We start from the raw sequence: 25516 nt of genomic DNA, 5'->3' as shown, positions 1-25516 counted from the left end.
TCAGTTACCACGGGACCGACTGCCGGGCCGGGTCCGGTGAGGCGGTACCCTGTAGTCATTGGGGTAGAAACAGAAAATTGTATATAGAATTTTATTATATATGATATATCTATATATAATTGCATGTGTAATATGAATGCCTAGACGCAATCCTTCATCTGCCCATGCTGGCCCATTACCTCACCCTGTCCCTGCGGCGCCTGTGGCGCCAACGCCAGGCCAACCTGATCCGCCTGGCGAGCCTGTCGCTGGGGCTGGCCAGCGGCCTGGTGATCTTCCTGGTGGTCGACTACATGTTCAGCTTCGACCGCCACCACCCCCACATGGACCGCTCCTTCTGGGTGGTCACCGACATCAAGCGGGAGAGCACCCTGCAGACCGATGCCGCCCCGCGCCCGCTGGCCGAAGTGCTGCGCCAGGACTACCCCTTTGTGGCGAGTGCCACCCGGCTCGAAACGGTCTTCGGGCGCACCCTCAGCGTCCCCGGCGGAAAGCGGGGCTGGATGAAGAAATTTAACGAGGCCCGCAACGTCTGTTTCGCCGAACCCCAGTATTTCGACCACTTCCGGGTCGAATGGGTCACGGGCGACCCCGGCACGGCCCTGGCCTCCCCCAATACGGTGGTGCTCAGTGAACGCTACGCCCGCAAGTACTTCGAGGGGGCCGATCCGATCGGGCGCACCCTGCGGCTGGACAACCGCGTGGAGCTCACCGTGACCGGCCTCATCCGCAACCCGCCCCCCAACACCCAGCTGCGCTACGACGCGCTGATCTCCTACGCGACGCTGCCGGGTCTGGAGCCGGAAGGGGCGATGCGGGACTGGGAGGGCCTGCAGAGCATGTGCTTCGTGCTGCTGCGCGAGGGGGCCAGCCCCCGGCAGCTGACGGGCGCCCTGGACGCGGTCCGCAAAAAGCACCTGCCCCCCGGCAAAGCCGCGCAGTTCGCCTACCACCTGCTGCCCCTGGGGGAGCTCAACCATGAACGCAGCGGGATGGCACCCCGCCCCGTGCTGTACGCCCTGATCGCCGTCGGGCTGCTGCTGGTGCTGGCCGCCTGCGTCAACTACATCAACCTGGCCACCTCCCAGGCCCTGCAGCGCGCCCGGGAGGTGGGGGTGCGCAAGGCGGTCGGCAGCAGCCGGACCCAGCTGATCGGGCAACTCCTCCTCGAAACCGCCCTGCTGACCGTCCTGGCGGTCGCCGTGGCGCTGATTCTGGCCCAGCTGTCGCTGCCGCTGGTCAACCGGACGCTGGCCGCCCAGGTCGAGGCGCTGCATCCGGCCATCTCCACGGCGGACCTGCTGCGGCCCCAAAGCCTGGGCTGGTTCCTGGGCCTGGCGGCCGGCGTCGTGCTGGCGGCCGGCCTATATCCGGCGTGGGTGCTGTCGCGGTTCAAGCCGGCCCAAGTCCTGACCGGCCTGCCGGCCCCCCGGGCTGCCGGCGGCTTCACCCTGCGCAGGACGCTGATCGCCGGCCAGTTCGTCCTGTCCCAACTATTCCTGACGGCGGTGCTGGTCATCAACGCCCAGCTCGGCCACATGCAGCACGTGGACTGGGGCTTCCGCCACGAACGGATGCTGACCGTCTGGCTGTCGCCGCCCGAGCCCGTCCCGTACGAACAACTGCGCCAGGAATGGCTGCAGCTGCCCGGCGTGCAGAGCGTGACGTTCGGCAGCGATCCGCCCGCTTCGCCCTACAACCGGCCCACGCCCTTCAGCTACCACACCGCCACCGAGGCGGAACCCTTCGAGACGCGCCTGCGGGCCGCGGACGAACACTACCTGCCGGCGTTCGGACTGTCCCTGGTGGCCGGGCGCAACTTCCGCTCCACCGACACCACGGCGCAGGAGGTGCTGGTCACCGAAACGCTCGTGCGGCAGCTGGGCGTTTCGCCGCTCGGGGCCGTGGTCGGCCGGCGGATGCGGGTCAAGGACGCCGACCGGGTCATCGTGGGGGTGGTGGGGGATTTCCGCAGCGGCAGGCTGAACCAGCCCGTCCTGCCCGTCACCCTGGTCCACGACCTGGGGCACACGGCCCTGGCCGTGCTCACCCTGTCGGCGGCGTGCCCGCCCACCACCCCGGCGGCCATCCGGCGGGTGTGGGACAAGGCCCTGCCGGACCGCGTCTACAAGGCCGACCGCCTGGATGAGCTGCTGGAGTCGTTCCTGGGGATGGAGCGGCTGCTGGCGGGCTTCGTGCGAACCTTTGCCCTGCTGGCCATGGCCATGAGCTGCGTGGGGCTCTACGGGCTGGTGACGTTCATGGCCGAAAGCCGGGCCAAGGAAATCGGCGTGCGGCGGGTGCTGGGTGCGCGCACGGCGCAGCTGCTGTGGCTGTTCGGCCGGGAATTCGGCCGGCTGATCATATTGGGCTTCCTGGTGGCCGCGCCGCTGGGCTGGTGGCTGACCGAAAGCTGGCTGCAGCAGTACGCCTACCGCATCACGCTGGGAGTCTGGCTACCCGCCGCCACGCTGGGCCTGACGGTGCTGGTGACCGCCCTGACCGTGCTGGGGCACGCACTGCGGGCGGCAGTGGCCAACCCCGTCGAATACCTCAGGGTGCAGTGACCCGCCTCATGACTCATCCTACGTGCACTGCGGGCAAAAGAATACTGTCCCGCCAAATCCTTTCGGCAGTAATTGTAGGAATGCGTGAATGCCTGGAATGGCGATTCGAGCGATCGGACGAAACCCACCGTATGGATTCTCGATACAGGATAGACTGCCGGAGTTGCATCCGGATGAATTGCAGGAATCGGCCAGACCCCAAGCTTTGTTATGCTCTTATGAGCCCAGCAATTATAATAATCATAGATATGGGGTATCTTGTATAAATGGTACAAGAGTTTCAGATAACTGGACATAGACCCATTTGGGTATTATGAGCCTTTGCTCGATGGTCTCCAAGTAGCGGATAAATATTACCAGTGACTGAACATGACGGCGCAGACTGGTGATGCCTTGACGAAAGAACGACACGGCCATTGATGAGCTACCGTAACGGTACACCTTTTGTTTTAGCGAGCCACTCTCAAATGCCTCACGTAAGGACAGAACATAGGCCATTACCGCCCGGCGGCCCGGAACAACCGCAATGAGCAGTGTGATTTTGCCAACGTTCTTAAAATAGAGCCGGGCCGCCGGGCGGTCTACCAACGAAATCAGCAGCTTGACCGCACAGTAGATGCGCGAACAGCTCCCGGACCTGCTTAACCGGGCGGCCTACCTGCACGAGCCCACCCTGGTCACCCGGCAGGGCAAGGCTGTCGCCGTCCTGGTAGCGGTCCGGGACTGGGGACAGCATCTCCGAATGGAAGCTTCATCGCCAACATGCGAGACAGAGGGGTAGACCAAACGGCAGGGAACAGGCAGGAGGATGCGGGTCCCGGAAATGGAAGGGAATGAAAAGTCATGACTGTGGATGATCGGCCCATCTGCTGCTCCTTCCATCCATTTAAGATATAATTATATATGCTTGTTAATTATATATGAGCTTTATATTTTTGGCTCTCCCCATAAGCGATTTTCCAAAAATATGAAGAAACTACTGTTCCTGTTCTGGGTAAGCGCTTGGCTGGCCACCCCTGTCCTGGCCCAAAGCAGGCCCGCCCGGCTGGACAGCCTGTTCTCGAAGCTGCACCGGCAGGGGAATTTCAATGGCAATGTGCTCATTGCCGAAAAAGGCACGCCCGTTTTTGAGAAAAGCTACGGCATAGCCGACGAGCAGTCCCACCGGATGCTGGATCCCGGGTCCGTCTTCGAGCTGGCCTCCCTCTCCAAGCAATTCACGGCCATGGCCATCGTGCTCCTGCAGAAGCAGGGCAAGCTGGCCTACGACGACCCCATGGCCAGCTACCTGCCCGAACTGGCTCACTACGACCGGATCACCATCCGCCACCTGCTCCACCACACCAGCGGCCTGCCCAACTACGCGGATTACTTCATCGCCCATTGGGACAAGAGCCGGTTCGCCACCAACCAGGACGTGATCGAGGCATTCGGCCGGGTGCAGCCCCCTGTCCTTTTCCAGCCCGATGAAAAATTCAATTACAGCAATACGGGCTATGTGCTGCTGGGCAGCATCATCGAGCGGGTCTCCGGCCAACCGTACGCCGGGTTTCTCGATCAGAAGATTTTCAAACCTCTGGGCATGAACCATTCTTTGGTGTATCAGGGTAAATACAAACCACGAAAGGTCGAGAACTACGCCCAGGGGTACCTCCTGGACAGCCTGGGCAACAAAGTGACACCCGACAGCTACGGCAAGGGGTTCTTCACCTACTTCCTCGACGGCATGGTGGGGGACCGCGGGGTGAGCTCGACGGCGCGGGACCTGCTCACATGGGACCAGGCCCTGTACACCGACCGGTTGATCGGCCCCAGGACCGAGAGCAGATTTTCAAAAACGTGAAGACCCAGGACGGCCGTAACACGGACTACGGCTTCGGATGGATGCTGAGACAAGATGAAAAGTATGGCAAGCTGGCCGGCCACTCCGGCAGCTGGGCGGGCTACATCCACTACTTCGACCGGCATTTGGATAGCGGCAGAACCATCATCATCCTTCAGAACATGGACACCTTCAAAAACCGGGTGGCCATCGATCAGGTGCGGGAGATCCTCCACCCCTAGACGCTCTCAGATTGGTTGTGCCCAAGGGTGCGTACTAAAACATACCGCCGCTTCGGCGGGCCGGGGCAAGACCGTAAAACGCATGACCATGACCCATCCGGAATATGCAGAACATGCAGTGGCAGTTTGCTTTGTAACCGCCGCAGATTGGCTGCGCCATCGGACAAAAATACGCCTCTTTCGTCACCTGGTGAATCTTTTTTAGTCCCATGATCACGTTCGATTGGCTTCTGGCCGGCCTACCTGGGAAAGTGAGACACGCTTGGACAGTCGGCCCGATGCCCTATGCTGTTTAACAAAATGCCCTGCGGGCTTACGACAGCCTTTGGACCGTGTGGTACCATGCAGATCTGGACAAACAATCGGAGGCGATCGGGCGTGGATGGCCGGAAGTTGACCCAAAAAAGCCGCCTCCGAAGGAGGCGGCTTCCAGCTTGTTCCATTTCGATCGGATCAAGCCTTCGCGGCATCACGCAAGGCCTTGACCTCGTCATGGGCGGCATTGATCTTTTCGGCCTGGCTGGTCACTGTGCCCAGGGCGCCCGCAGGAAGATCGCCGCTGGCCAGCGCATCGCGGTAGGCCTTTTTGATGGCGTCCTCTCCGCGCTCGGCTTCCGAGAGGATGCTGGCCCGGTCGCTGCCGCCAAACAGGGATTTCACGTCGATCCAGGCGCGGTGCAGCGTACCGCTCACGCTCTCACCCGTTTCCACCTGTTGAGGATCATCGACGAGCGCGGCCAGCTCAAGCGCGTTCTGCCGGCTTTGCCGGGCATAACCCTGGAAAACCGCCTTCAGGTCGAGGTTCTCTTCCTCGATATCCTCCAGGGCTTTTTCAAAACCCGCGACGCGGTCGTTGTTGATTTCTATCAGATCGTTGATTAGCGCTGTTGCCTTTTCCGTAGTTGCCATGATGGTTTATTTTTAGTTTGGATTACCGCAGTGCAAAATACCATGCCAAGGCCTGCGATCCACCCCGTTTCAAAGACACGGGCCGCCAACTGCAGAACAGCCATAAGCCCCGACACCTTCGGCCGGATTTGGTCAAGGACCGTTTCCCATCGGCTACCGCAGAAGTACGCACGTGGCGGGAAGGGGGCGCACCGGCAACCGGCTGAGTCCCGTGGAAGCTCAGCGTGAGAATGAAACGGCCTGCTCAAGATAGGTGGCCCGGTTGTCACCGTTGATTTGCACCGAAACCTGCGCGGGCTTCTTGCTCCAGTCGATCAGGATCAGCCCGTAGTTCAGCGCCGTCACCATGGTCCCGGCCCTGTAACGGTTGGGCTCTTCGTGGGGCTTGGAGACGTGGGTCAATCCGCTGCTGGTAATGTCATACAGTTCGTAGTCCAGCCCGGCAACGGACGTTTTCGAAATTTCGGCCATGTGCCTGTCGCCGCTGATGAGTATTGCGCCCTTCGGTTTGGTTTTACCCAAAAGGGTTAGCAGCCGTTTTCTTGCAGTCGGGAAATTGGCCCACTTCTCGTACGGATGCTCCTCGGAAAGAAACTGGATTCCGCAGCCGATGATGTGCAAATCCGCATCGGAGCCCGTCAGCTCCGCTTCCAGCCACTGCCATTGTGCCTCGCCCAGGATATCTCCATTCGGATCAGGGGCATTCACTTTATTTACTTTTTTAAGCGGATCCCGAAAGTAACGTCCGTCGAGCAGGATAACCTTTACTTTCTGTCCCAGTGGACCATAGGTCCAGCTCGAATACCCACCTTCCCGGCTCCTCAGCGGGCTGGCTCTGGGCACGTCCAAAAAGTCCAGCATCAGCTGCTGGCTTTGCCTTCTCATCGGGTATTCCCTGCCGCCGTCGTTTACGCCATAGTCGTGATCATCCCAGACGCCGATTATGGAGGCGGATTTCCGTAATTGCGCATACCCCGGGTTTGATTTCTGAAGGTCGTACTTGGCTTTCAGCGTATCCATCGATTCCGAGTCGCCATAGATATTGTCACCGAGCCAGATCCAGACGTCGGGCTGCTGGGCGACAATGTCGTCCCAGAGCGGTTGCGGGCGTTTCTGGTCACTGCACGAGCCGAAGGCAATTCGGGTGACCGGCTTGTCCTGCGACGGGCTGGCGGCACTTGGGCGGGCGGTCCGGCAACTGGCAACTCCGAGCAGAAGCAGGATGGATAGGGATATCTTTTGGATCATGGGATAGCGGTTCAAAAGCTTGTGACCCGTAATTTAAGCGATTACTCAGCGAGCAATCCGTTAAATAATCATTAACATTGGCCTGGGGACCGGGCACCCCCACCTGTCAACTGTGGCTGTCTGGCGCATCAAAAATTTGGAGGGCAAGCTGTTGGGGCATATTTTAAATACCTGGGCTGATGGGCAGGTTGGCCATCGTTTCGGGTACAGGGGAATAAAGTGGTCCATGCGGTCAACTATCCCGCTTTGGAAAATCTTCAATTGGAGCAAAATGCCGTGCTCGCTCCCACTGAACACTAACTCCAAACCCTATCAAAATATAGTACACTTTTATTTTTTTGCGCAATATCGTTTCAATTCCGGAGAACCCTCACAAAGATGCTTACATCTGCAAGTGCCACCAGCTCAATAGTTACTTAAATAATCCCCCACTGCAGTGTCGCAATTAATAAAGTAAATTAAAGCGCCTCTCAGGTAGTGTTAACATAACTATGGATTATGTTTAAAACCGATAATCTCAGACCATTCCGATGCTGGAAAAATGGCCTTGTCCACATGAATAAGGATGATTTGTAAAGAGTATAAAATTATGGTTGCAACATAGCCAAAGTATGCCAGCATTGGTATAGTCCCCGGGGCACATGAAAGCAGCCTTTCCACTTGCCGCCTTTGAGCGGCAGCAGCACCTCCCCCCGGCGGTCTAGATAGCCATACCATTCTCCCTTTTCAGGATCGGCAAAATGCGCCCAGGTGTAACCGTGAACTTTCTCGAACCACTGCCAGCAATCCTGGTTTCCGGTAAGCTGATACCCTTTCAACAGGGCCACGAGAGTTTCCAGATGCACCCACCAAAGTTTATGGTTCCATTCCAACTGCTGCAGTGGGGCGCCTTTGCGGTCGAGGAAATAGTAGATGCCGCCGAATTTCCAATCCCAACCGTATTCCAGCGTGTCGAGGGTGATTTTCACGGCCCGTTCGATCAGGGCTGGATCATTCCGCCTTACGGCCAGTTCCATCACGAACCACATGGCTTCGATGGCGTGGCCGGGGTTGATCAACCTCCCTTCGAAACTATCCGAAAGCTGTCCTTCGGGCGTGACGTTTTCCAGAATCAATCCCGACTCAGGGTTGTAGAAAACCTCCATGACTTCGTACAGGCATTCGGCGATGGTTCCCTCTACCAGAGATTTATCCAGCAAATGCTCGATTTCCAGCGATAGGTTACACAGAATCATCGGCAGGGCGAAGTTTTTCAGCGGGCGGGTGCCCGGGACTGCCTTGCTCCATGCGCCCTTGGGATTGTGGCGGCGAGCCAGAATCTGATCGAAGGTGCCTTTGGCCAAATCGGAATGTTCCGGGTTTTGCGTAGCCCGCGACAGTTGTCCGAAGGCCATCGTGGCGAAGCAGTCGGAGAAAATATTATAGGGCTGCACTAGCGGCTGCCCCGAGCGGGTGGTCGAAAAGTACCAGCTGCCATCGGCGGCACGACCGTGCTTCAAAAGGAAACCGGCTCCCAACTCAGCCATCTCGAGCCAGTCGGCCCGCGCTTCCCAACGGTTGTACAACATGGCAAACGTCCAAACCTGCCGCGCCTGCAACCAGATGAATTTATCGGTATCGAACACCTTCCCTTCCCGATCCAGGCAGGTAAGGTACCCGCCGCATTCCCAATCAGGGGAGTGTTTCATCCAAAAAGGCAGCACATCGTTGAGCAGCGCGTCGCGGTACTGGACGGCGTAGTTTTCAATGACAGGGGTAGGGGGCTTAATAGCATTCATAACTCACCATTTATCATTTAATCCCATAGCCATTTATAGCCAAACTGTGCGTAGCTAATCCGCTTGTAGCCATCCTTTTCGTAGAGGACGCCGATGTCGCCATCCTTTTGGATCACCAGATCAGAATAGCCCGCCGCGCCGGAGTAAATGACTTTCCCCGCCGACCAGGTTTGGCCGTCGTCTGTGCTGGTGCGGACGGTGAGGTTCTCTCGCTTGGTCTGGCTATTGGCGTTGGAAAAAAGGAGGACGTGCTGGCCTTTTTTAGGCGTAAAGCTGATGAGGCTACCCTGACAAACCGGGTCGGGCAGGTCTTTCATCACGCGTACCTCGTCCCAGCTTTCGCCCGCATTCTTGGTGAAGCCCTGCAAGCGGTACTTTGCATCACCCGATTGGTTACGGAAGTTGAAAAGTAAGCTGCCGTCGGAAGTTTCGGCGGCGGTGGCTTCATTGCCGCCTGCATAGTCGAGATTGGGGCTGAGCTTGAAGGTTTTGCCATGATCGTCGGAGTAAAAAGCGTGAGCTACGTAGTCGCGGAAATGCTCCTGCGGGGGCCGGCGGAGTGGTTGGCGGCCAAGAAGATCCGCCCTTTGTACCGGCCGTTCCGGATTTGCAGCGCGTGACCGGGCGTGTTGGCGTAAGAGCGCCAGTCTTCTTTAAAAGTATAAGCCGGATTGGTGGCTGGGGCATTGGGGCGCGAGGTCTGTAACGTGATGTTCACGGCGTCGCTCCAACTCTGACCGTTGTCTGTGCTGGTGCGGTACCACACCTCCCGCACGGCCTGGCCCTTGCGGACGTCCGCTTCGTGGGCCGTTCCGGTATTGTAAAACAAAAAAAGCCGGCCCTTTGGAAAAGCCGGGTCGGTGAGGTCGAAGACGGGAGCGGGGTTGCCCGCCTGGTTATCCCCAAAGTCGACGGCCCGTTCGAGCTTGCCCCAGCTTTTGCCATGATCGGTGCTACGCTTAAGTACCAGATCCACATCACCGAAGTCGCCGCAATTGTTGCGCCGGGCCTCGGCAAAGGCCAGCAGGTCACCGTTGGGGGCTTTCACGATAGCCGGAATGCGGTAGCACTGGTAGCCGTCCTGGCCGTTCTCGTAGACAGTAGTTTCGCTAATGCCTTCGCCGTCACCGGAGCCGGTGCCCATGGTACGGGGCGACTGCATGTTTTTGTTACAGGCCGCCAGGCAAAGGCTCAGCGACAGGATAGCTGGTAAATTTTGGGATCGGAACATGGAAAATTGGTTTTCAAGATCGAATGCCGGACATCGTACATCTCCGGACTCCAGCATTCGAAATCCGGGGTTTACTTGAATATTCGTTGGAAATGGTTCTCAAAGTGATTCCGCATGGCATTGCGGAAGGTTTCGGGCGAGCCGTGCTGGATCACGTCCACCAGGCCCCGGTGCGATACGAAGCGTTTGTTGGTGATGGGCCGCCGCAGGATGGCGCTCTCATGGACATATTCAAACACGGGCAGGAGCATCTGCTGGAAGCGTTCCAGGGTTTCGTTGCCCGTGATCTGGTACAGCTTCCCGTGGAATTTTACTTCCTGATTCACATCGAACAGAGTTTCTTCAGCATTGGCCGGTTCGTTTTCGACAATGGCGTAGAGTTCGTCGATATCGTTCTGGGTGACCCGTTCGAATATCAGGTCGCCCATGCCGATTTCCAGCACCATCCGCAGTTCAAAAATATTGCGCAGCGTGGCGTCATCCAGGATGCCGGGGTAGAGATTTTTCTCCAGCAACCCCATCACATCGGGATTCGTGATGACCGTGCCGCGCTTGCGGCGCGTTTCCAGCAGGCCCCGCATCCGCAGCCGCGACACTGCCTCGCGTACCACCGTCCGGCTCACTCCCAGCTGGGCGGCCAGTTCCATCTCCTTCGGAATTACATCCCCCACTTTGTACTGTTGCGCGCTGAATAAATCCAGAATGCTGTTTTCGGCCTTATCCACCAGCGACTGACTGTCTGACTCCAACAGGTCACCTTGGATATTCGAGTAGTTCATATTTCTTTATTAAATAATATCTAATACAAATTGAAAATGCAAAGAAAGGCTATGTAATTAGAATAAGCAAAGTTTGAAGCCTAAAAATAAAATAAATACGGTATTTTTTGTTATTATGTATAATTTAATACCTTTGTCAAATCATACATAATAATCAAACCCAGCTAGCTTATGTATAAATCTATTATCACAAGTATTAAAAAGAGGCATTATGTCCTACTTATTGCCTTCACGCTGGCTATGTCGGCTGCCTTGGCTCAAAACAGCGTCCAGGGGACGGTGATGGCCGATGGTGAACCACTCCCCGGCGTGAGCGTGGTAGTAAAAGGTACCACTCAGGGTACCACCACCGACGTCGAGGGAAAATTCACCCTGACCGCCCCAACTGCCCCCACATTGGTATTCAGCTACGTGGGCTACCAGTCGCAGGAAATCGCGGTGGGCAACCAAAGTGTCCTGACCGTGAACTTGCTGCCAGACAACCAATTGCTCGACGAGGTGATCGTGATCGGCTACGGTGAGCAGAGCCGCCGCGACGTGACAGGTTCGGTTTCAAGCGTCAACGAGCAGGTCATGAAATCGGTACCGCGTACCAACGCCGCCACGCTGCTCCAGGGTACCGCCGCTGGCGTACGGGTGCAACAGAACACCTGGCAGCCGGGGGCCACCCCCACGGTGATCCTGCGCGGAGGCACCAACTTCAACGGCACGGGCTCGCCGCTCTTCGTTGTGGACGGAGTGATCGTCCCCAGCCTGTACGGCATCAATCCTTCCGATATCGAGTCGATGGATGTACTGAAAGACGCCGCATCGCTGGCCATTTACGGCGCGCGGGCGGGCAATGGTGTGGTACTGGTGACGACTAAAAAGGGCAAGCAGGGGCGTACGCAGGTGACCTATACTTACCGCAACGCCACAAACTACGTGCGTCGCAACGGACTGCAATATTTGAGCGCCGAGGACTACATCCGCTGGAACCGCATCGGGCTAAAAAACCGCTTCCTGCTGGCCCAGGCCGACAACAATACCAGCGAGATGAACAACACCCGCAACCAACTCAACGGTTCGTGGGGATTTGCGGCCAATTCCAGTTTCACCCGTTCCAATGGGCTGTATTCCACCCAGAGCGTAACCAACGCCAACCGGCAACTCATCGGCGATCCGATGTGGAATCTGCTGGTGGATCAGAATCCCTTCAACCCAAATCAGACCGATAGCCTGCTGTACCGTGCTACCTCGCAGCGCGCGTTGGAAGACCTGATTTTGCAACAAAGCAATTTGCAGGAGCATTACGTCAACTTTTCCGGCGGCAACGAGCAGGGTACTTTCGCCCTGGGGCTCGGCGGAATCAAGGATGTGGGCATTCTGATCGGTTCGGACCTGAGGCGCTTTAATATGAACTTCAATGGCGGACTGAACGTAGGCAAAAATCTCAAAATCACCACGAACCTCGCCGCGTATAGCACTAACGGTCACCCGTCCTACCTTGCGGGCGACGAGGGAATCATTCAGCGCTTTGCGGGTATCGCCCCCACCGTCCGCTTGACCGATGATCTTACGGGTGAGATTCTGCCCGGCGTGGACGGCGGCAGCCTGGGCAATCCGCAGTACCTGAACGGTAAGTTTATCCGCAACACCCAGGAACAGCGCTTTTCCGGCGCAATCAATCTGACCTATTCCCTCACCGAGCACCTCAAGGTACTGGCCTCGGGTTCGGGCTTCCTACGGTACACCAACGCCGAGAATTTTAACAAACTCTACCAGAACGGTACCTTCGGGGCCGTGAACGCGGCGCGGGCCTCCAGCTTTGCCAACAACCGGGCCGGACAGTATTCTTACAATGGCTTCCTGCAGTACACCCGCAATGTTGGCAAACATGCCTTTGATGTGCTGGCCGGGGGGGAATATTTCAATTTCAAATCGTTCAACCAATCCGGTTCGGGTATCGGCAGCGCGTCGGACGAGCTGCCCTACTTGACGAATGCCATTTACATCGAAACCCGGGCTTCGTCGGGCGTGGATTCCTGGAACCGCTTCGCCTCAGCCATTGGCCGGGTGAACTATAACTACGACAATAGGTACCTCGTCAATCTCAATCTGCGTTACGACGGTACCTCTCAACTTACCAATCCGGACGCCCGCTACACACTGTTCCCCGGCCTTTCGTTCGGCTGGAATCTCCATAACGAGGATTTCTTCCGCAATTCCACGATCAGCGACTTCGTTTCCACCATCAAGACGCGCCTAAGCTGGGGCCAGAACGGCACGCTGGCATCGGGCGACTTCGGCACCGTGCAGCAGTACAACAACCTGGGATTGTACAATGGCATCGGAGCCTATGGACAAACCAACTTCGTGAATCCGCGCCTGAACTGGGAGAAAACCACGACCCTGAACTTCGGCGTGGATGTGGGTCTGCTGCGCAACCGCCTGACGCTCATCGCCGATTATTTCGTGCGCGATGTGTACGACAAATTGCAGAGCATCGCCATCCCTGGCTGGACGGGTTTCAGCTCGTACCAGACCAACCTTGCCACCCTGCAAAACCGGGGCTTCGAGCTGGAATTGCGCGGGAATGTGCTGCGCCCGCAGGACGAAAACGGACTGAGCCTGGACGTTTCGGCCAACTTCTCGCACGTCAGGACGTTTGCCAAAAAACTTCTCGACAACGGCCTGGAACGCAACCGGCAAGGTGCTGTTCGTGTTTTTGATCCCGCCACCAATTCCTACCAGTGGGTAGGTGGGCTGCAGGAAGGCTACCGCGTGGGCACCGACGAAATCTACGCCCCGATTTTTGATGGGGTGTACAAAACGCAGGGCGACCTGGACGCGCGTGCCAACCTGGCCAACCTCTTCCTGCCCACCACCAACAAGCGCATCAAGCAGCTGGGCGATGCCCGCTGGCGCGACCTGGACGCCAACGACACGCTGGACACCCGCGATTTTGTGTACGTGGGCCGCAGTACCCCCACCTTCGTGGGGGGGGCTCCACGGCGCTGGGCTGGAAAGGCTTCTCGCTCTTCGGGCAATTCGACTACGCCCTGGGGCATATGGTGATGAACCAAATTCGGATGCGGGGCCTGAGCCAGGTGCAAGGTTCGCAGAATAGTCCCATAGACGTGAAAAACACCTGGACGCCGGAGAATCCTGACGCCGACCTTCCCCGTTATATCTGGGCCAACTACGGCCGCAACTACGAAACCGGGGCGGGTTCGGGGAGTCCGGCGGCCAATTTCTGGGAGAAGGGCGATTACCTGATGATGCGCGAAGTGACGCTCAGCTACGAAGTACCGGGCAAGGCCCTGAGCTCCATCCTGAAAAATCGCATCAAGGGGTTAAAAGTGTATATGTCGGGTTCCAATCTGCTGTATATCACCAGGTACTCGGGCACCTTCCCCGAGGTAGGCGGCTACGACAATGGCAAGTACCCCCTGCCCCGGACGATGACCCTGGGGGTCAGCGCTACTTTGTAATGGATAGTTGATAATGCTTTTTCTTCGATTTTTTGTTGAGTCAGCTTTCTTTTAACCGAAGAAAAACGCTCCTTTTCACCATTCTCCCCTTTTCCAAAAAAATCAAAATGAAACCAATCAAAAATATCATCTTCTTCGCTACTGCTCTGCTTATGGGATTAGCGGCTTGCAAGGACAAGTTGACTGAGGTACGGCCCGAAACGAGCCTCGATCCTAATGTAATTCTGGCGGATGCTTCGTCGGCCTACGCCTTGTACAATGGCGTGTACGCCAGTCTGCGCGGATACCAGGGTACCCTCTTCTTGCTGGGTGAAATGCGCTCGGAAATCTGGGCCAACGGCATCTTTACCGAATCCGAGGACGGTACCTTCCGGCAATTCTGGGCGCAGGATTTCAGCGAGGCCAACGCCCCGTTGAGCAACTGGGGTGGATTTTACGGCTTGCTCAATCGGGTGAATACAGTGATTACCCTATTTCCCAAGGCACCCCTCGACGCCGCCACCCGCGACCGTTACCGGGGCGAAATGTTCGGTCTCCGCGCCTACGTGTACTACAACATGCTGCGAACCTGGGGCGGGGTACCCCTCACGACGGAGCCGCTCAAAGAAATTGGTGATTTGTCGTCGCTGTACAAGGAGCGTGCTACCCCCGAACTGATCATGCAGCAAATTAAGGCCGACATCGACTCGTCGCTGGCGCTGATCGGTTCTACGGTTTCCTACGCTACGCCTTCCAACCCCGCCAACAACAAGCGCGTGTACTGGAACCGCGCCGCCACGCTGACGCTCAAGGGCGATGTGTACCTGTGGTCGGGTACCCACCAGGGCGGCGGAAATACCGACTTCGCCACCGCCAAAATCGCCCTGGAAGAAGTGGGGGATAATCCGTTGTTCGCCTTGCTGCCCAACTATGCCGACATTTTCGATCCCTTAAAGGAAAATGGCAATAAGGAAATTATTTTCGCCCTGAACTATGAGAAAGACCAGGCCAATCTGAGTAGCTACGGCAATTTTCTGGTGAATACGACCCAACGTTCGACCCTTATTTTCAATCCCGAAAATCCGGTGAGCGTCGTGTCGGCCTACCCCTATGTGGGCGGTGCCAATCGCGTAGGACTTTCGCCCGCTTTGATTACCCAATTGACTAGCTCGACGCCGTCCGACAGTCGGGTCGCGGCTACGTTCCGTACCTTGCACAACAACAGCGCACCTTACGCGCTGCGGGGAGTAATCCTGACCAAATTCCTGGGGCGCGCCGACCCGATCAGCTCGTCGCAAATTTATGATACGGATTTTCCGATCTACCGATACGCCGATGTGTTGCTGCTGTTGGCCGAGGCCAAAGCCAAGTTAGGCGAAAGTCCCAAGGCCGAGATCGACGCCATCCGCAAGCGGGCCTACGGTCCGGATTTCAAGCCGTTTACGATGGCTTCTATCACGGAAAATTTGAATGCTATTCTGGATGAATACCAGCGCGAATTCATCGGGGAAGGCCGCTACTGGTGGGCGGAGCGCCGCGCGGGCGATGCCTACGTCTACAACCGCATCGATCCCAAGTACCTGATGCCCGCCCAGGCGTACAAACTGCTGTTGCCCATTTCGGTATCCATGCTCAACAGCGATCCGAAGTTGAAGCAGACGCCGGGGTATTGAATTTGAGAGTAAAGGTTCAAGGGTCAACGGCATGAAGGGAAAAAGTGCCAAAGTTTCTCCTAATCGCAAGAGCAGGGACAAAGCAAGGCGAAATTTGCCTCTGTTAACCCTTGATCAACTCAACCAACGTTTCCAAAATACGCCCATGAAAAAAGCCCTATTCGTTCTGATCGCCCTGTTAGCTTTCCCCGCTTTGTCTCAGCAAGCCGAGGAGCAGATTGTCTGGCAAAAAGCCGGGCAACTACCCGACGTGGGCGGGAAAGCGAACCCTGGTGTGGCGGGCGCTTTCGTAGGAGTCGATAACGAGGTGCTGATTGTGGCGGGGGGAGCCAATTTCCCGGATAAGGTACCCTGGTCGGGAGGCAAGAAGGTTTTTCAGCATGATATTTTTGTATTTAGAAAATCGGGTGATTCCCTGCAAGCCATTCCCGTATCTATTCAGTTGCCACAAGCCGTAGCGTACGGGGCCAGCGTGTCCACACCCGGCGGACTGGTGTGCGTAGGCGGCGAGAACGAGGGAAGTACCTTGAAATCCGTTTTCCGGCTCAACTGGAATCCGGAGAAAAAGACCATCGAAATCCAATCCCTGCCTGACCTGCCCCAACCTGTGAGCAACGCGCTGCTGGCTTTCGCCAACGGTCGGCTTTACCTGGCGGGTGGCGAACGGGATGGCCAGACCGTAGCCGATTTTCTGACGCTGGATCTGAACAACCTTACGGCGGGCTGGCAAAAACTGCCCGACCTGCCCGTGGCGGTGTCGCACGCGATGGGCGGCATTCAGTCCAACGGCGACGGAGATTCTTTTTTTATTTTTGGGGGAAGAAGCCGCAATGCCGACGCGCCCAGTACCTTTTATACCAAAGGTTTTGCCTACGATATCAAGAAACAAACCTGGCAGCTGCGCCAGCCGTTGCCGGGTGCGGGCCTTTCGGCGGGAACGGGGCTGGCGGTAGGCTCGACCTACCTGTTGGTTGTGAGCGGCGATGACGGGAGTACCTTCCGGCGGGTGGAGGCACTCAACCGCCGACTGGCCGCTTCGCCTGATTCCGGCACGCTACTGGCGCGAAGAAGCCGCTTATTGAATAACCATCCGGGCTTTGGGCGATCCGTTTTATTTTACAATACCATCACCGACCGCTGGACGCATTTGGATGATTTTCCAGGTGCCGGTCAGGTGACTACCACGGCGGTTCGGTGGGGAAATGAGATCTACCTGCCCAGCGGCGAGATCAAAGCGGGCGTACGAACCCCAAAAATCTGGCGGGGTACCTTGTTGCAAAAAACCTACTTTTCCTGGCTCGATTATGCGGTGCTGGTCATTTATTTCCTGCTGATGATTTTTATCGGCTGGTGGACCTCGCGGCACCAGCATTCGACCGACGACTTTTTTCGGGGCGGTGAGAAGATTCCCGGCTGGGCTACGGGCCTGAGTATTTTCGGGGCCAAGCTCAGCGCCATCACGTTCATCGGCATCCCGGCCAAGACTTACGCCAAGGACTGGACCTACTTTTTCCTGCTGATGACGATCGTGATGGTCATGCCGTTCGTCATCCGGTACTTCATCCCCTTTTACCGCCGCATCAACGCGACCTCGGCCTACGAGTACCTGGAAAAACGCTTCAACTACCCCACCCGCTTTTTGGGCGCGGTGCTGTACATCTTGCTGCAACTGGGCCGGATGGGCATCGTGCTGCTGCTGCCGAGCATCGCGCTGTCGGTTGTAACGGGCATTGACGTGGTGACGGGCATCGTCATTATGAGCGCCGTGAGTATTTTTTATACGGTCCTTGGGGGATCGAGGCGGTCATCTGGACGGAGGTGGTACAGGTCATCATTCTGCTGGGTGGGGCGATTTTGACGCTAATTTTGATTCCTTTTTTGCTGGAAGGCGACTGGCAGACGCACTACCAAACGCTGAAAAACTACGACAAACTCACCGTCTTCGATTTCAGTTTCGATTGGCAGAGTTCCACCTTCTGGGTGGTACTGATCGGCGGCTTTTCGCTCAACCTGATCCAGTACGGGGCCGACCAGACCGTCGTGCAGCGCTACCTGACGACCAAAGACCAGAAGTCCGCTGAGGACAGCCTGCGGCTAGGCGCCTGGCTCACCGTGCCTTCGACGATCATCTTTTTCAGCATCGGTACCCTCCTTTACCTTTACTACCAGCAGCAGCCCAATATGGTTAACATTGCCCTCGACAGCCAGGATACCATTTACCCCTGGTTCATCGTCAATGAACTGCCCGTCGGTATCGCGGGACTGGTCATCACGGCCATTTTCGCGGCAGCGATGGGGGCGCTCAACGGTAGCGTCAACTGCGTGGCAACGGTATTCACCAATGACCTGTTCCGCCCCTTTGCCCCCGGGCTACCCGAGAAAACCTATCTCCGCACCGCCCGCTGGGTGACTTTTACGGTCGGGGTCTTCGGCATGGTCGTGGCGCTGCTGATGGCGCAGTGGAAGGCTTATTCGCTCTGGGATCAGTTCAATGTCATTCTGGGGTTGTTCACGGGTAGCATCGGGGGCGTGTTCATGCTGGGCATTTTTACCACCCGCGCCAATGGCCCCGGCGTGGTCGCCGGCCTGGTGCTGAGCAGCGCTTTCCAATTCTGGATCAGCCAGTACACCAGTCTGAACCTGCTGATGTATGCCTTTACCGGGCTAGTATCAAGTCTGTTGTTTGGGTACCTGTTCAGCTTGATTTTTAGTTCGCCGAAGAAACCGCTGGCGGGATTAACGATTCATGAGGTATGAAAAAGGAAGTCATAAAACCTCTGGCAGGCATGTTGTTGCTTCTTTTATGGTCGATACGCTACCCGAATGCCCAGGCCCAGCCCGCCCTCATCCCCCAGCCTCAGCAAATCGAGTGGACGAAGGAATCCTTCCAGATTCACGCCGGATACTCCATCCGTCTGGATCCTGAGCTGAACCAATTGGCAGAGCAGGCTAAGGCTTTTTTACAGGAAAAGGGGGGGACATTTTCTCCCAAAAGTACCCGCCAAATTACGGTTAAACTGGGCAAGGTCGAAGCCCCATTGTATCCTGAAGAAGCTTACCGCCTTCTGGTGGATTCCGAGCGCATCGAGCTAGTAGCCAACACTCCCCACGGAATTTTTAACGGTTTGCAAACCCTTCGACAACTAGTGCGCGAAAGCGAGGCGGTTCCCGGCTGCCGCATCACCGACTACCCGGCCTTCGCCTGGCGCGGGCTGATGCACGATGTGGGCCGCAATTTTCAGTCGTTGCCTTTTCTGAAAAAGCAGATCGAGTTCATGGCACTATACAAACTGAACATTTTCCACCTACACCTGACCGAGGACGTAGCCTGGCGGCTGGAAAGCAAACGCCACCCCGAACTGACCCGTCCCGAAACCATGACCCGCGACGCCGGACAGTACTACACCCAACTAGAGCTGCAGGAGTTGATCGACTTTTGCCGGGCGCGGTACATCACCTTGGTGCCGGAACTCGATATGCCCGGCCACAGCGCGGCCTTTCGGCGGGCTACGGGCGTGGAGATGCAATCAGTGGAAGGGATGAAAATCGTGAAGGGGGTTTTGGAGGAATTCTGCCAAACCTTCGACCTGAAGTACCTGCACCTGGGCGGGGACGAGGTCAAAATTACCAACACCGCATTTTTGCCTGAGATGGCGGCATTGGTGGAGAAACACGGCAAGAAAGTCATCGGTTGGTATCCCGGCGGAAATTTGCCCAAAACCGCCATCCGTCAGCTTTGGATGGGTTCGGCCCGGCCTACCAAAGGTATTCCCAGTGTGGATTCCAGGTACCTGTACCTCAACCATCATGATCCGTTTGAGAGTGTGGTCGAAATCTTCAATCACAAAACCTGTAGCGTAAGCACGGGGGACGCGGACCACCTCGGCGGCATCATCTGCGTGTGGAATGATCGCCGAGTCGCCTCGCAAGAAGCCATTCTGCGGCAGAACCCCGTTTATCCGGCGCTGCTCGCCTGGTCGGAGCGCGCCTGGCGCGGCGGCGGACAAGTCCGCGAAACGACGCGCATCGGTACTTCCGGTAGCGAGGAATTCGGGAATTTTCAGGAATTCGAGCACCGCCTGCTCGACCATAAGAAACTGTATTTTCAGGACAAGCCCTTTCCCTACGTCCGACAGTCGAACATCCGATGGCGGATCACTGAACCCTATGACAACGGCGGCGATTTGGCTAGAACCTTCACCCCCGAACTAACGGACGACTGGTCGGAAATCAGGACTTCGGAAGTGGTCGGCGCGACGGTATATCTGCGGCACTGGTGGTTTCCGGAACCTACGGGCTGGCTGGAAAAACCCGTCGCAAACAGCACGGTCTATGCCCGCGCCCGGGTTTGGTCCGACGCGGAGCGCGACGCCGGGCTGTGGGTCGGTTTCAATAACCTTTCCCGCTCCCCCGCCACCGACTCGCCACCGCCGGGCGCTTGGGACAACCGCATGAGCAAAGTCTGGCTCAACGGTACCTTAATCGAACCGCCCCGTTGGGCTCGGGCGGGACAGAAAGGTCACGCCGAAATTCCGCTCGTAGACGAAGGTTACGAATACCGCGCGCCGATCCGCGTCCGTCTCCAAAGGGGCTGGGGCTGGAACCGGATCCTGGTCAAAGCTCCGGTAGGAGGTTTCAGGAGTGACTGGCAAAATCCCGTCAAGTGGATGTTCACGGCGGTGCTGGTGGAGGAGGATGGAGAGAATATGAAAGCGATGGAAGTGAAATACGAAGAGTGATTATGCTTATGAAGCAAGTTATCAGTGTACTGATTTTCTGGGCCTTTCGGGTCATAACCCCTGTTCAGGCAAATGCGCAAACGCCGCTGAAATTAGCGGACGTGTTCGGTTCGGGCATGGTGTTGCAGCGCGACCAGCCCCTAAGGATTTATGGTAAAGCCGCACCGGGTGCGGCCGTATCCATACGGCTGTTCAATCCCACTGATTCGGGACGAAAGGGACAGAAAAGGAACAAAAGCCAAACCCGTGTTGCCGCCGATTCCACTTGGCAGATAACGCTGACAGCGCAGGGAGCCAACGCCAAACCGCAAATTTTGCGCATTATTTCCCAGGGTGACACGCTGACACTGACCAATGTACTTATCGGCGATGTCTGGGTGTGCGCCGGGCAATCCAACATGGCTTTTATGCTGAAAGACGACCGTTTCGCGGCAGCCGCCTTAAAAAGTGCTGCCAACGCAAACCTGGGACTGCTTAATTGGCAGCCGAGCGTGTCGGTGTACAACGTGCCTTATAAAGTCGAAGAAATTCCGAACCTGCGACCCGAAAACTTTTATCGACCAAGTGGGTGGGAAGCCGCTGATTCGACCAGCGCGCGCAATTTCTCGGCGGTGGGGTTTTACTTCGGGCAAATGGTTCAGCGTGAAACGGGTGTACCGGTCGGCCTCATTACCGTCGCGGTGGGCGGCTCACCCGCCGAAGCCTGGCTGCGCCCGGAAGCCGTCGTATCGGGCCAGGCGGAACTTAAACCCATTTTCCGGGGCAACTGGTTTGCCAACGAGAGCCTGGAACCCTGGTGCCGTGAGCGCGGCCATCAGAATCTGGACAGTTTACTGGTGGGCGGCTCCACACTCCCCGGCGATTCACTGGGCATCAACCATCCATTCAAACCCGGATTTTTGTACCGGGCGGGCATTGAGTCACTGCTTGGGTTGCCCATTCGCGGCGTCCTCTGGTACCAGGGCGAAAGCAACGCGTTAAGTCTGCGGCGGACGCAGCAGCACGAGCAACTTTTTCCGGCGTTAGTACGTGATTGGCGGGCGCAATGGGGACAAGGCGCTTTCCCCTTTTACTTTTGCCAACTTTCCTCCATCGGTACCGAAAAAGGCTATCGCTCGGAGTATTGGCCGGAGTTTCGGGATAGCCAGCGGCGCATGGCTGAGAGGATTCCGAACGTGGCCATGGCCGTCACCAGCGACGTCGGCCACCCATCGGACGTCCACCCGACCGACAAAAAGACCGTGGGGAAGCGGCTGGCCCGCGTGGCGCTGGCTGGAACCTACAGAAAAAAAGTTGCCGCCCGCGGGCCTTCTCTCCAAAAGATTCAGCAGCAGGGCAACCGTTTGGTGCTGACCTTCAAGGATGCCGCCAAAGGACTGAGGACCCAAAACGACCAACCCCTGGCCGGCTTCGAATTAGAAGATGCAGCGGGCGTTCGTCATCCGGCAGAAGCGATTATCTCGGGGAAAAATGTTTTCATTACAAACCCGCAAAGCGGCCATTGGCAGCGGGTTCTCTACGGCTGGCAGCCTTTCAGCGGAGGAAATCTGCAAAATGCCGCAGGGCTTCCCGCCTCTACCTTTCAAATGAAAATCGACCAATCAATCAAACACTAATATCATGATCCAAAAAATCGAAGGCCTCGTGGCCGCCCCCTTCACCCCTATGCACGCCGACGGCAGCCTAAACCTCTCCATTGTGCCGCGATACGCTAAAATGCTGGCCCATAATGGGATCAAAGGTGCTTTTGTGGTGGGTTCGACGGGCGAGGGCGTGTCGCTGACCTACGAGGAAAAGCGGGCCGTCATCGAAGCCTGGGGCTGCACTTCGGAAAAAGACCTGCTGAAGATTGCGATGGTGGGCGGCAACTCGGTGGCCGAAATGCAGCAGCTGGCGCAGCTGGCGGCGGAGTGCGGCTACCACGCCGTGGCGATCCTTGCCCCGCATTATTTTAAAATAAACAGTGCCGAAACCCTCGCCCAAATCTGCCGTGAAGTAGGTCAGGCCATACCCAATACTGCCGTGTATTTCTACCACATTCCCGTCCTGACGGGCGTGAATGTGTCCATGGTGCAGCTTTTGGAGAACCTGGACGGTCAGATGTCCAACTTCGCGGGCATCAAGTACACCCACCACGATATGATGGAATACAACCAATGCCTCAACTACGGCGGGGGTACCTACGATATCCTCTGGGGCTGGGACGAGGTGTTCCTGGGCGGCATGGCGATGGGCGCACGCGGCGGCGTGGGCAGTACCTTCAACTACGCCGCGCCGCTTTACCACCATCTGATAGCCGCTTTCGACGCGGGTGACCTGACGGAAGCCCGAAGATGGCAGGAAAAATCCATCGCCATCGTGAACCTACTGGGCAAGTATGGAGGCATTTCGGTGGGTAAAGCCTACATGAAGGCGATGGGCCTGGACTGCGGGTCGTTCCGCCTGCCCGTTCGCACTATGAGCGAGGGGCAGTACCGTGAGTTTCTGCGGGATTTAGAGGCGATTGAATTCTTTTCCTATGCTTCGGAAATGCCGGAGGTTTATTCCGAATAAAGATTTTTCTACCTTAATAATTTGTGGAAATATTCAGTGCCTACCTGTTTTTCATTTTGATTAGCTGCCCGTGTACCGCAACCATTCAGGTACAGATCGTCCGCTCCCTTATTCCTCAACTTTTTGCCATGAAGGCTGACCCGGCTCATTTTTCCCTGACACCGAATTTAATAATAAGCCGTTCCTCACCGATGCAGTCCGACTTTGATCGGAGGAGATGTTTGGAAATCCCTTAGCAATAAACTTCTTTTCTGGATTTAACTGGTTCTTCAGTTCGGTCATTACCATATCCGGGCTGAGAAAAAACGGGCGCCGACTATCTCCCCGCCTGCATTTACCCATGGTGCGTCAATGATTTTGTTCATTGTTCTTGATTAAAATGTTTCCTCCCCACACTCCATCATTCAACTTTTCACTCATTACTTGGAAATATTCCACAGGCGCTGATCCAGAATGAGATCCTGCTGCCCAATCACCTCAATCTTCGGATACAGCGCGTGCCGGGGATGCAGCAAAACGTTGTAGGAGATGTCGACCACAGCCGAGGGAACGCCCAGTCCCAGGTCCAGGGGCTCATGCAGCCACTCGCTGAAAATACGCTGGGTAAGTGGCAGCGCAGTCGGTTCGGCCCACTCGTCGGGCAGCAGTTCGGGATAGATCCACCGGATTTCACCCTCTGGTATTTCAAGGGTGAATACCCGCAGACGGGGCAGCTGATCGTAGGGTACATGGGGAAAATGTACCAGCGTTTCCAGAAGCGCCAATTCGGGTGAGCTTGCCGTGTAGAGAATACCCTGGCCCGGCGGGTTCCAGCGGCCCCCGGCAATTTCAGCCCCCACCACCGAAAGCGGGTCATGCCAGTAAGGTTCTTTGAGAATACGGTAAAGTTTCATCTAACTGAACACACCCGCTTCCATCCGAATGAAAACATTATCGACCAGCTTATAGCCGGTGATGGTGTCCAACAGGGACAGGGGGTGGGATAGGACGGCGGTTGGGTAGCCGCAGCTGGTCGCTGTTGCAGGCGGGTGCGACGGGCGGCAGCCGCCTTAGTCAAATCAGGGGGGGATTCCTTAGTGCCCATTTCCTGAATGGGTGGGCTACTGTACAGAGTTGAGGGAGCCGCAAAGCCCACTTCGGGCGTAGCTAACTCGGCCAGGGGTGCGCGCAGCCACTGGAAGAAAGCCTCCCGCCGGCCATCGAAAACGGCCAGTCCATGCTGAAACAGCTTCTCCAGGAGCAGCAGTCGTTCGGAGAGGGGCACCGACAAATCACCCTGGTGCTGGTTGTACAGGTTACGTTCGGTGACGCCCAGGATACGGGCCATCTCCTTCTTGGTCAGTCCCCCCAGAATTGCGATCCGGTCGACCTGATTGCGGGGAAGCTTACGGCGGGCCTGCAGAATAAGGTCGTGGGTGGGGAATCCCCAACCCGACGCGGAGATAATGTCGAGTGATGAAGCCATAGTTGAAGAAGTTTTGCACGAATATACCTGAAATATTTCATATTCATGTGAATCTTTGCAATAGGGATTTATCGGGCAAATTAGTAGGGCGAAGCATCGCTGAACGTTTGCCAGGAAATAGGTTAAGTTCGGGATTCAGACATTTGCCTAAGGTTTTTTGTTATTTAAATCACTACTCGTCAGTAGTACCAAAAAATCGCACGTGAAGTATGCAGCAAAATGAGACTACCTCACCAAAGTCGGCAGCTTTGTTGTTTAGTTACATTAGAACTCATACGTGTCCGGCTTCTCGATTCTATCCTGGCAAACATTTTCCGACGGACGTTCTATTTTCACACAAATTGCCTTATTTCTCCCTACCCTCTTCGCACTATATTTTTGATTTTACACCAATATCGCTTCACGGCTTTGGTTATTTCCCGAGCCAATCCCGGATTGGCTGAGATTTGTGTACACTGGTTCAGCCCCAACAAATTTTTGTACAGCGAAATCTCAGCCCCAACCCATCGATAAACTAAAATCGGGAACTATTGATTATTACGTCCGATAATGTGTACTTATCGGACATTATCTATTTTTCCCTATCTTGCTTTTTTTTGTCTTATGGCATCGATTTCCCGATTCACCGGTTTAACCCTGGCCACCCGCGAACAGCTCGCGAGCCAAACGGCCGCTTTCTTCGCCCGCGGGCTCGAGGGCGCTTTGAATACCCAGCGAGCCTACCGATCGGACCTGCACCAGCTGCGCCAGTGGCTGGCCGCGCGCGGGCTAGACGAGCTGCCGCTGGCCTCCGCCACACTGGCGGCCTACCTGGCCGACGAGGCCACCCGCCACGCCTGGGCCACGCTCTCCCGCCGGATGGCCGCCATCCGCAAGTGGCACAAGCTCAACCAGCATCCCGACCCGGCCCTGGACGATACAGTGCAGACCGTGCTGGAGGGCATCAAGCGCACCCTGGGCACCGAGCCCGGCCAGGCCCCCGCCTTTGAGATCGAAGAATTCAAGCACAAGATCCGGTTGATTCCTTAAGAGCGTGTTTGGGAATTAAATTTGGTTTG

The 25516-nt window shown here is 56.7% G+C and carries 19 protein-coding genes and 2 pseudogenes; 12 read left to right on the top strand and 9 right to left on the bottom strand.

The window, feature by feature from the left end; all coding sequences use genetic code 11:
• Positions 1–164 precede the first annotated feature (164 nt).
• From GBK04_RS26030 to GBK04_RS31160, 4 genes are all read left to right on the top strand, one after another.
• A complete protein-coding gene (locus GBK04_RS26030) occupies positions 165–2567 on the top strand; it encodes an ABC transporter permease (protein ID WP_152764828.1) in 2403 nt (800 codons plus the stop codon).
• A 616-nt stretch (positions 2568–3183) separates the two neighbouring features.
• Positions 3184–3348 (top strand): type II toxin-antitoxin system prevent-host-death family antitoxin, encoded by a 165-nt coding sequence (locus GBK04_RS26020; RefSeq protein WP_152764826.1) that lies wholly within the window; start codon positions 3184–3186, stop codon positions 3346–3348.
• Between the two features lie 186 nt (positions 3349–3534).
• Positions 3535–4410 carry a serine hydrolase domain-containing protein gene (locus tag GBK04_RS26015; protein WP_373331359.1) on the top strand — a complete coding sequence of 292 codons (876 nt, stop codon included), beginning with the start codon at positions 3535–3537 and terminating at the stop codon, positions 4408–4410.
• Positions 4411–4451: 41 nt separating this feature from the next.
• Positions 4452–4631, top strand: coding sequence for a hypothetical protein (locus GBK04_RS31160; RefSeq protein ID WP_373331358.1), 180 nt, complete (start codon positions 4452–4454; stop codon positions 4629–4631).
• A 453-nt stretch (positions 4632–5084) separates the two neighbouring features.
• Here the strand turns inward: GBK04_RS31160 and GBK04_RS26010 are convergent, their stop codons facing one another.
• From GBK04_RS26010 to GBK04_RS25990, 6 genes and pseudogenes are all read right to left on the bottom strand, one after another.
• Positions 5085–5540, bottom strand: a complete 456-nt coding sequence (locus GBK04_RS26010) for a ferritin-like domain-containing protein (protein ID WP_152764824.1) — start codon at positions 5538–5540, stop codon at positions 5085–5087.
• Between the two features lie 219 nt (positions 5541–5759).
• On the bottom strand, positions 5760–6788 hold the full coding sequence (locus GBK04_RS26005) for an alkaline phosphatase D family protein (protein WP_152764822.1): 1029 nt from the start codon (positions 6786–6788) through the stop codon (positions 5760–5762).
• A gap of 587 nt (positions 6789–7375) precedes the next feature.
• Positions 7376–8566: a n-acyl-d-glucosamine 2-epimerase gene (locus tag GBK04_RS26000; RefSeq protein WP_152764820.1), complete on the bottom strand. Its 1191-nt coding sequence runs from the start codon at positions 8564–8566 to the stop codon at positions 7376–7378.
• A gap of 17 nt (positions 8567–8583) precedes the next feature.
• A pseudogene (locus tag GBK04_RS31155) lies at positions 8584–9066 on the bottom strand (sialidase family protein); the annotation flags it as partial.
• A 20-nt stretch (positions 9067–9086) separates the two neighbouring features.
• The gene (locus tag GBK04_RS31150; RefSeq protein WP_373331357.1) at positions 9087–9797 is read right to left on the bottom strand and encodes a sialidase family protein; all 711 of its coding nucleotides are present in this window, start codon (positions 9795–9797) and stop codon (positions 9087–9089) included.
• Between the two features lie 71 nt (positions 9798–9868).
• Positions 9869–10576, bottom strand: a complete 708-nt coding sequence (locus GBK04_RS25990) for a FadR/GntR family transcriptional regulator (protein ID WP_152764818.1) — start codon at positions 10574–10576, stop codon at positions 9869–9871.
• A gap of 171 nt (positions 10577–10747) precedes the next feature.
• Between GBK04_RS25990 and GBK04_RS25985 the strand changes: the two genes are divergently transcribed.
• The 7 genes and pseudogenes from GBK04_RS25985 to GBK04_RS25960 all read left to right on the top strand — a co-directional run bounded on the left by GBK04_RS25985 (position 10748) and on the right by GBK04_RS25960 (position 22993).
• Complete coding sequence (locus GBK04_RS25985; protein ID WP_373331356.1) at positions 10748–13633, top strand: SusC/RagA family TonB-linked outer membrane protein; 2886 nt, start codon at positions 10748–10750, stop codon at positions 13631–13633.
• Positions 13633–14049: a hypothetical protein gene (locus tag GBK04_RS31145; RefSeq protein WP_373331355.1), complete on the top strand. Its 417-nt coding sequence runs from the start codon at positions 13633–13635 to the stop codon at positions 14047–14049. Before GBK04_RS25985 ends, GBK04_RS31145 begins: the two co-directional genes overlap by 1 nt.
• A 107-nt stretch (positions 14050–14156) precedes the next feature.
• The gene (locus tag GBK04_RS25980; RefSeq protein WP_152764816.1) at positions 14157–15701 is read left to right on the top strand and encodes a RagB/SusD family nutrient uptake outer membrane protein; all 1545 of its coding nucleotides are present in this window, start codon (positions 14157–14159) and stop codon (positions 15699–15701) included.
• 31 nt (positions 15702–15732) lie between these two features.
• Positions 15733–18458 (top strand): annotated as a pseudogene (locus GBK04_RS25975) (sodium:solute symporter family protein).
• Complete coding sequence (locus tag GBK04_RS25970) at positions 18455–20440, top strand: family 20 glycosylhydrolase (RefSeq protein ID WP_152764815.1); 1986 nt, start codon at positions 18455–18457, stop codon at positions 20438–20440. Before GBK04_RS25975 ends, GBK04_RS25970 begins: the two are co-directional and overlap by 4 nt.
• Before the next feature lie 8 nt (positions 20441–20448).
• Entirely contained in the window at positions 20449–22056 is a 1608-nt protein-coding gene (locus tag GBK04_RS25965; protein ID WP_373331354.1) for a sialate O-acetylesterase, read from the top strand.
• Between the two features lie 4 nt (positions 22057–22060).
• The gene (locus GBK04_RS25960) at positions 22061–22993 is read left to right on the top strand and encodes a dihydrodipicolinate synthase family protein (RefSeq protein WP_152764811.1); all 933 of its coding nucleotides are present in this window, start codon (positions 22061–22063) and stop codon (positions 22991–22993) included.
• A gap of 108 nt (positions 22994–23101) precedes the next feature.
• On the opposite strand, the gene GBK04_RS31140 is transcribed toward GBK04_RS25960, so the two are convergent.
• From GBK04_RS31140 to GBK04_RS25950, 3 genes are all read right to left on the bottom strand, one after another.
• The gene (locus GBK04_RS31140) at positions 23102–23275 is read right to left on the bottom strand and encodes a hypothetical protein (RefSeq protein ID WP_373331353.1); all 174 of its coding nucleotides are present in this window, start codon (positions 23273–23275) and stop codon (positions 23102–23104) included.
• Positions 23276–23412: 137 nt separating this feature from the next.
• Complete coding sequence (locus GBK04_RS25955) at positions 23413–23886, bottom strand: RES family NAD+ phosphorylase (protein WP_152764809.1); 474 nt, start codon at positions 23884–23886, stop codon at positions 23413–23415.
• Positions 23883–24458, bottom strand: a complete 576-nt coding sequence (locus GBK04_RS25950) for an antitoxin Xre-like helix-turn-helix domain-containing protein (RefSeq protein WP_373331352.1) — start codon at positions 24456–24458, stop codon at positions 23883–23885. Before GBK04_RS25950 ends, GBK04_RS25955 begins: the two co-directional genes overlap by 4 nt.
• A 603-nt stretch (positions 24459–25061) precedes the next feature.
• Here GBK04_RS25950 and GBK04_RS25945 point away from each other — a divergent pair.
• Positions 25062–25487, top strand: coding sequence for a site-specific integrase (locus GBK04_RS25945; RefSeq protein ID WP_152764807.1), 426 nt, complete (start codon positions 25062–25064; stop codon positions 25485–25487).
• The last annotated feature ends 29 nt before the right edge of the window (positions 25488–25516 follow it).

Origin of the sequence: Salmonirosea aquatica (genome assembly GCF_009296315.1) — a bacterium.
Classification (GTDB): Bacteria; Bacteroidota; Bacteroidia; order Cytophagales; family Spirosomataceae; genus Salmonirosea; species Salmonirosea aquatica.
This window is presented reverse-complemented; position numbering and strand designations above follow the sequence as displayed.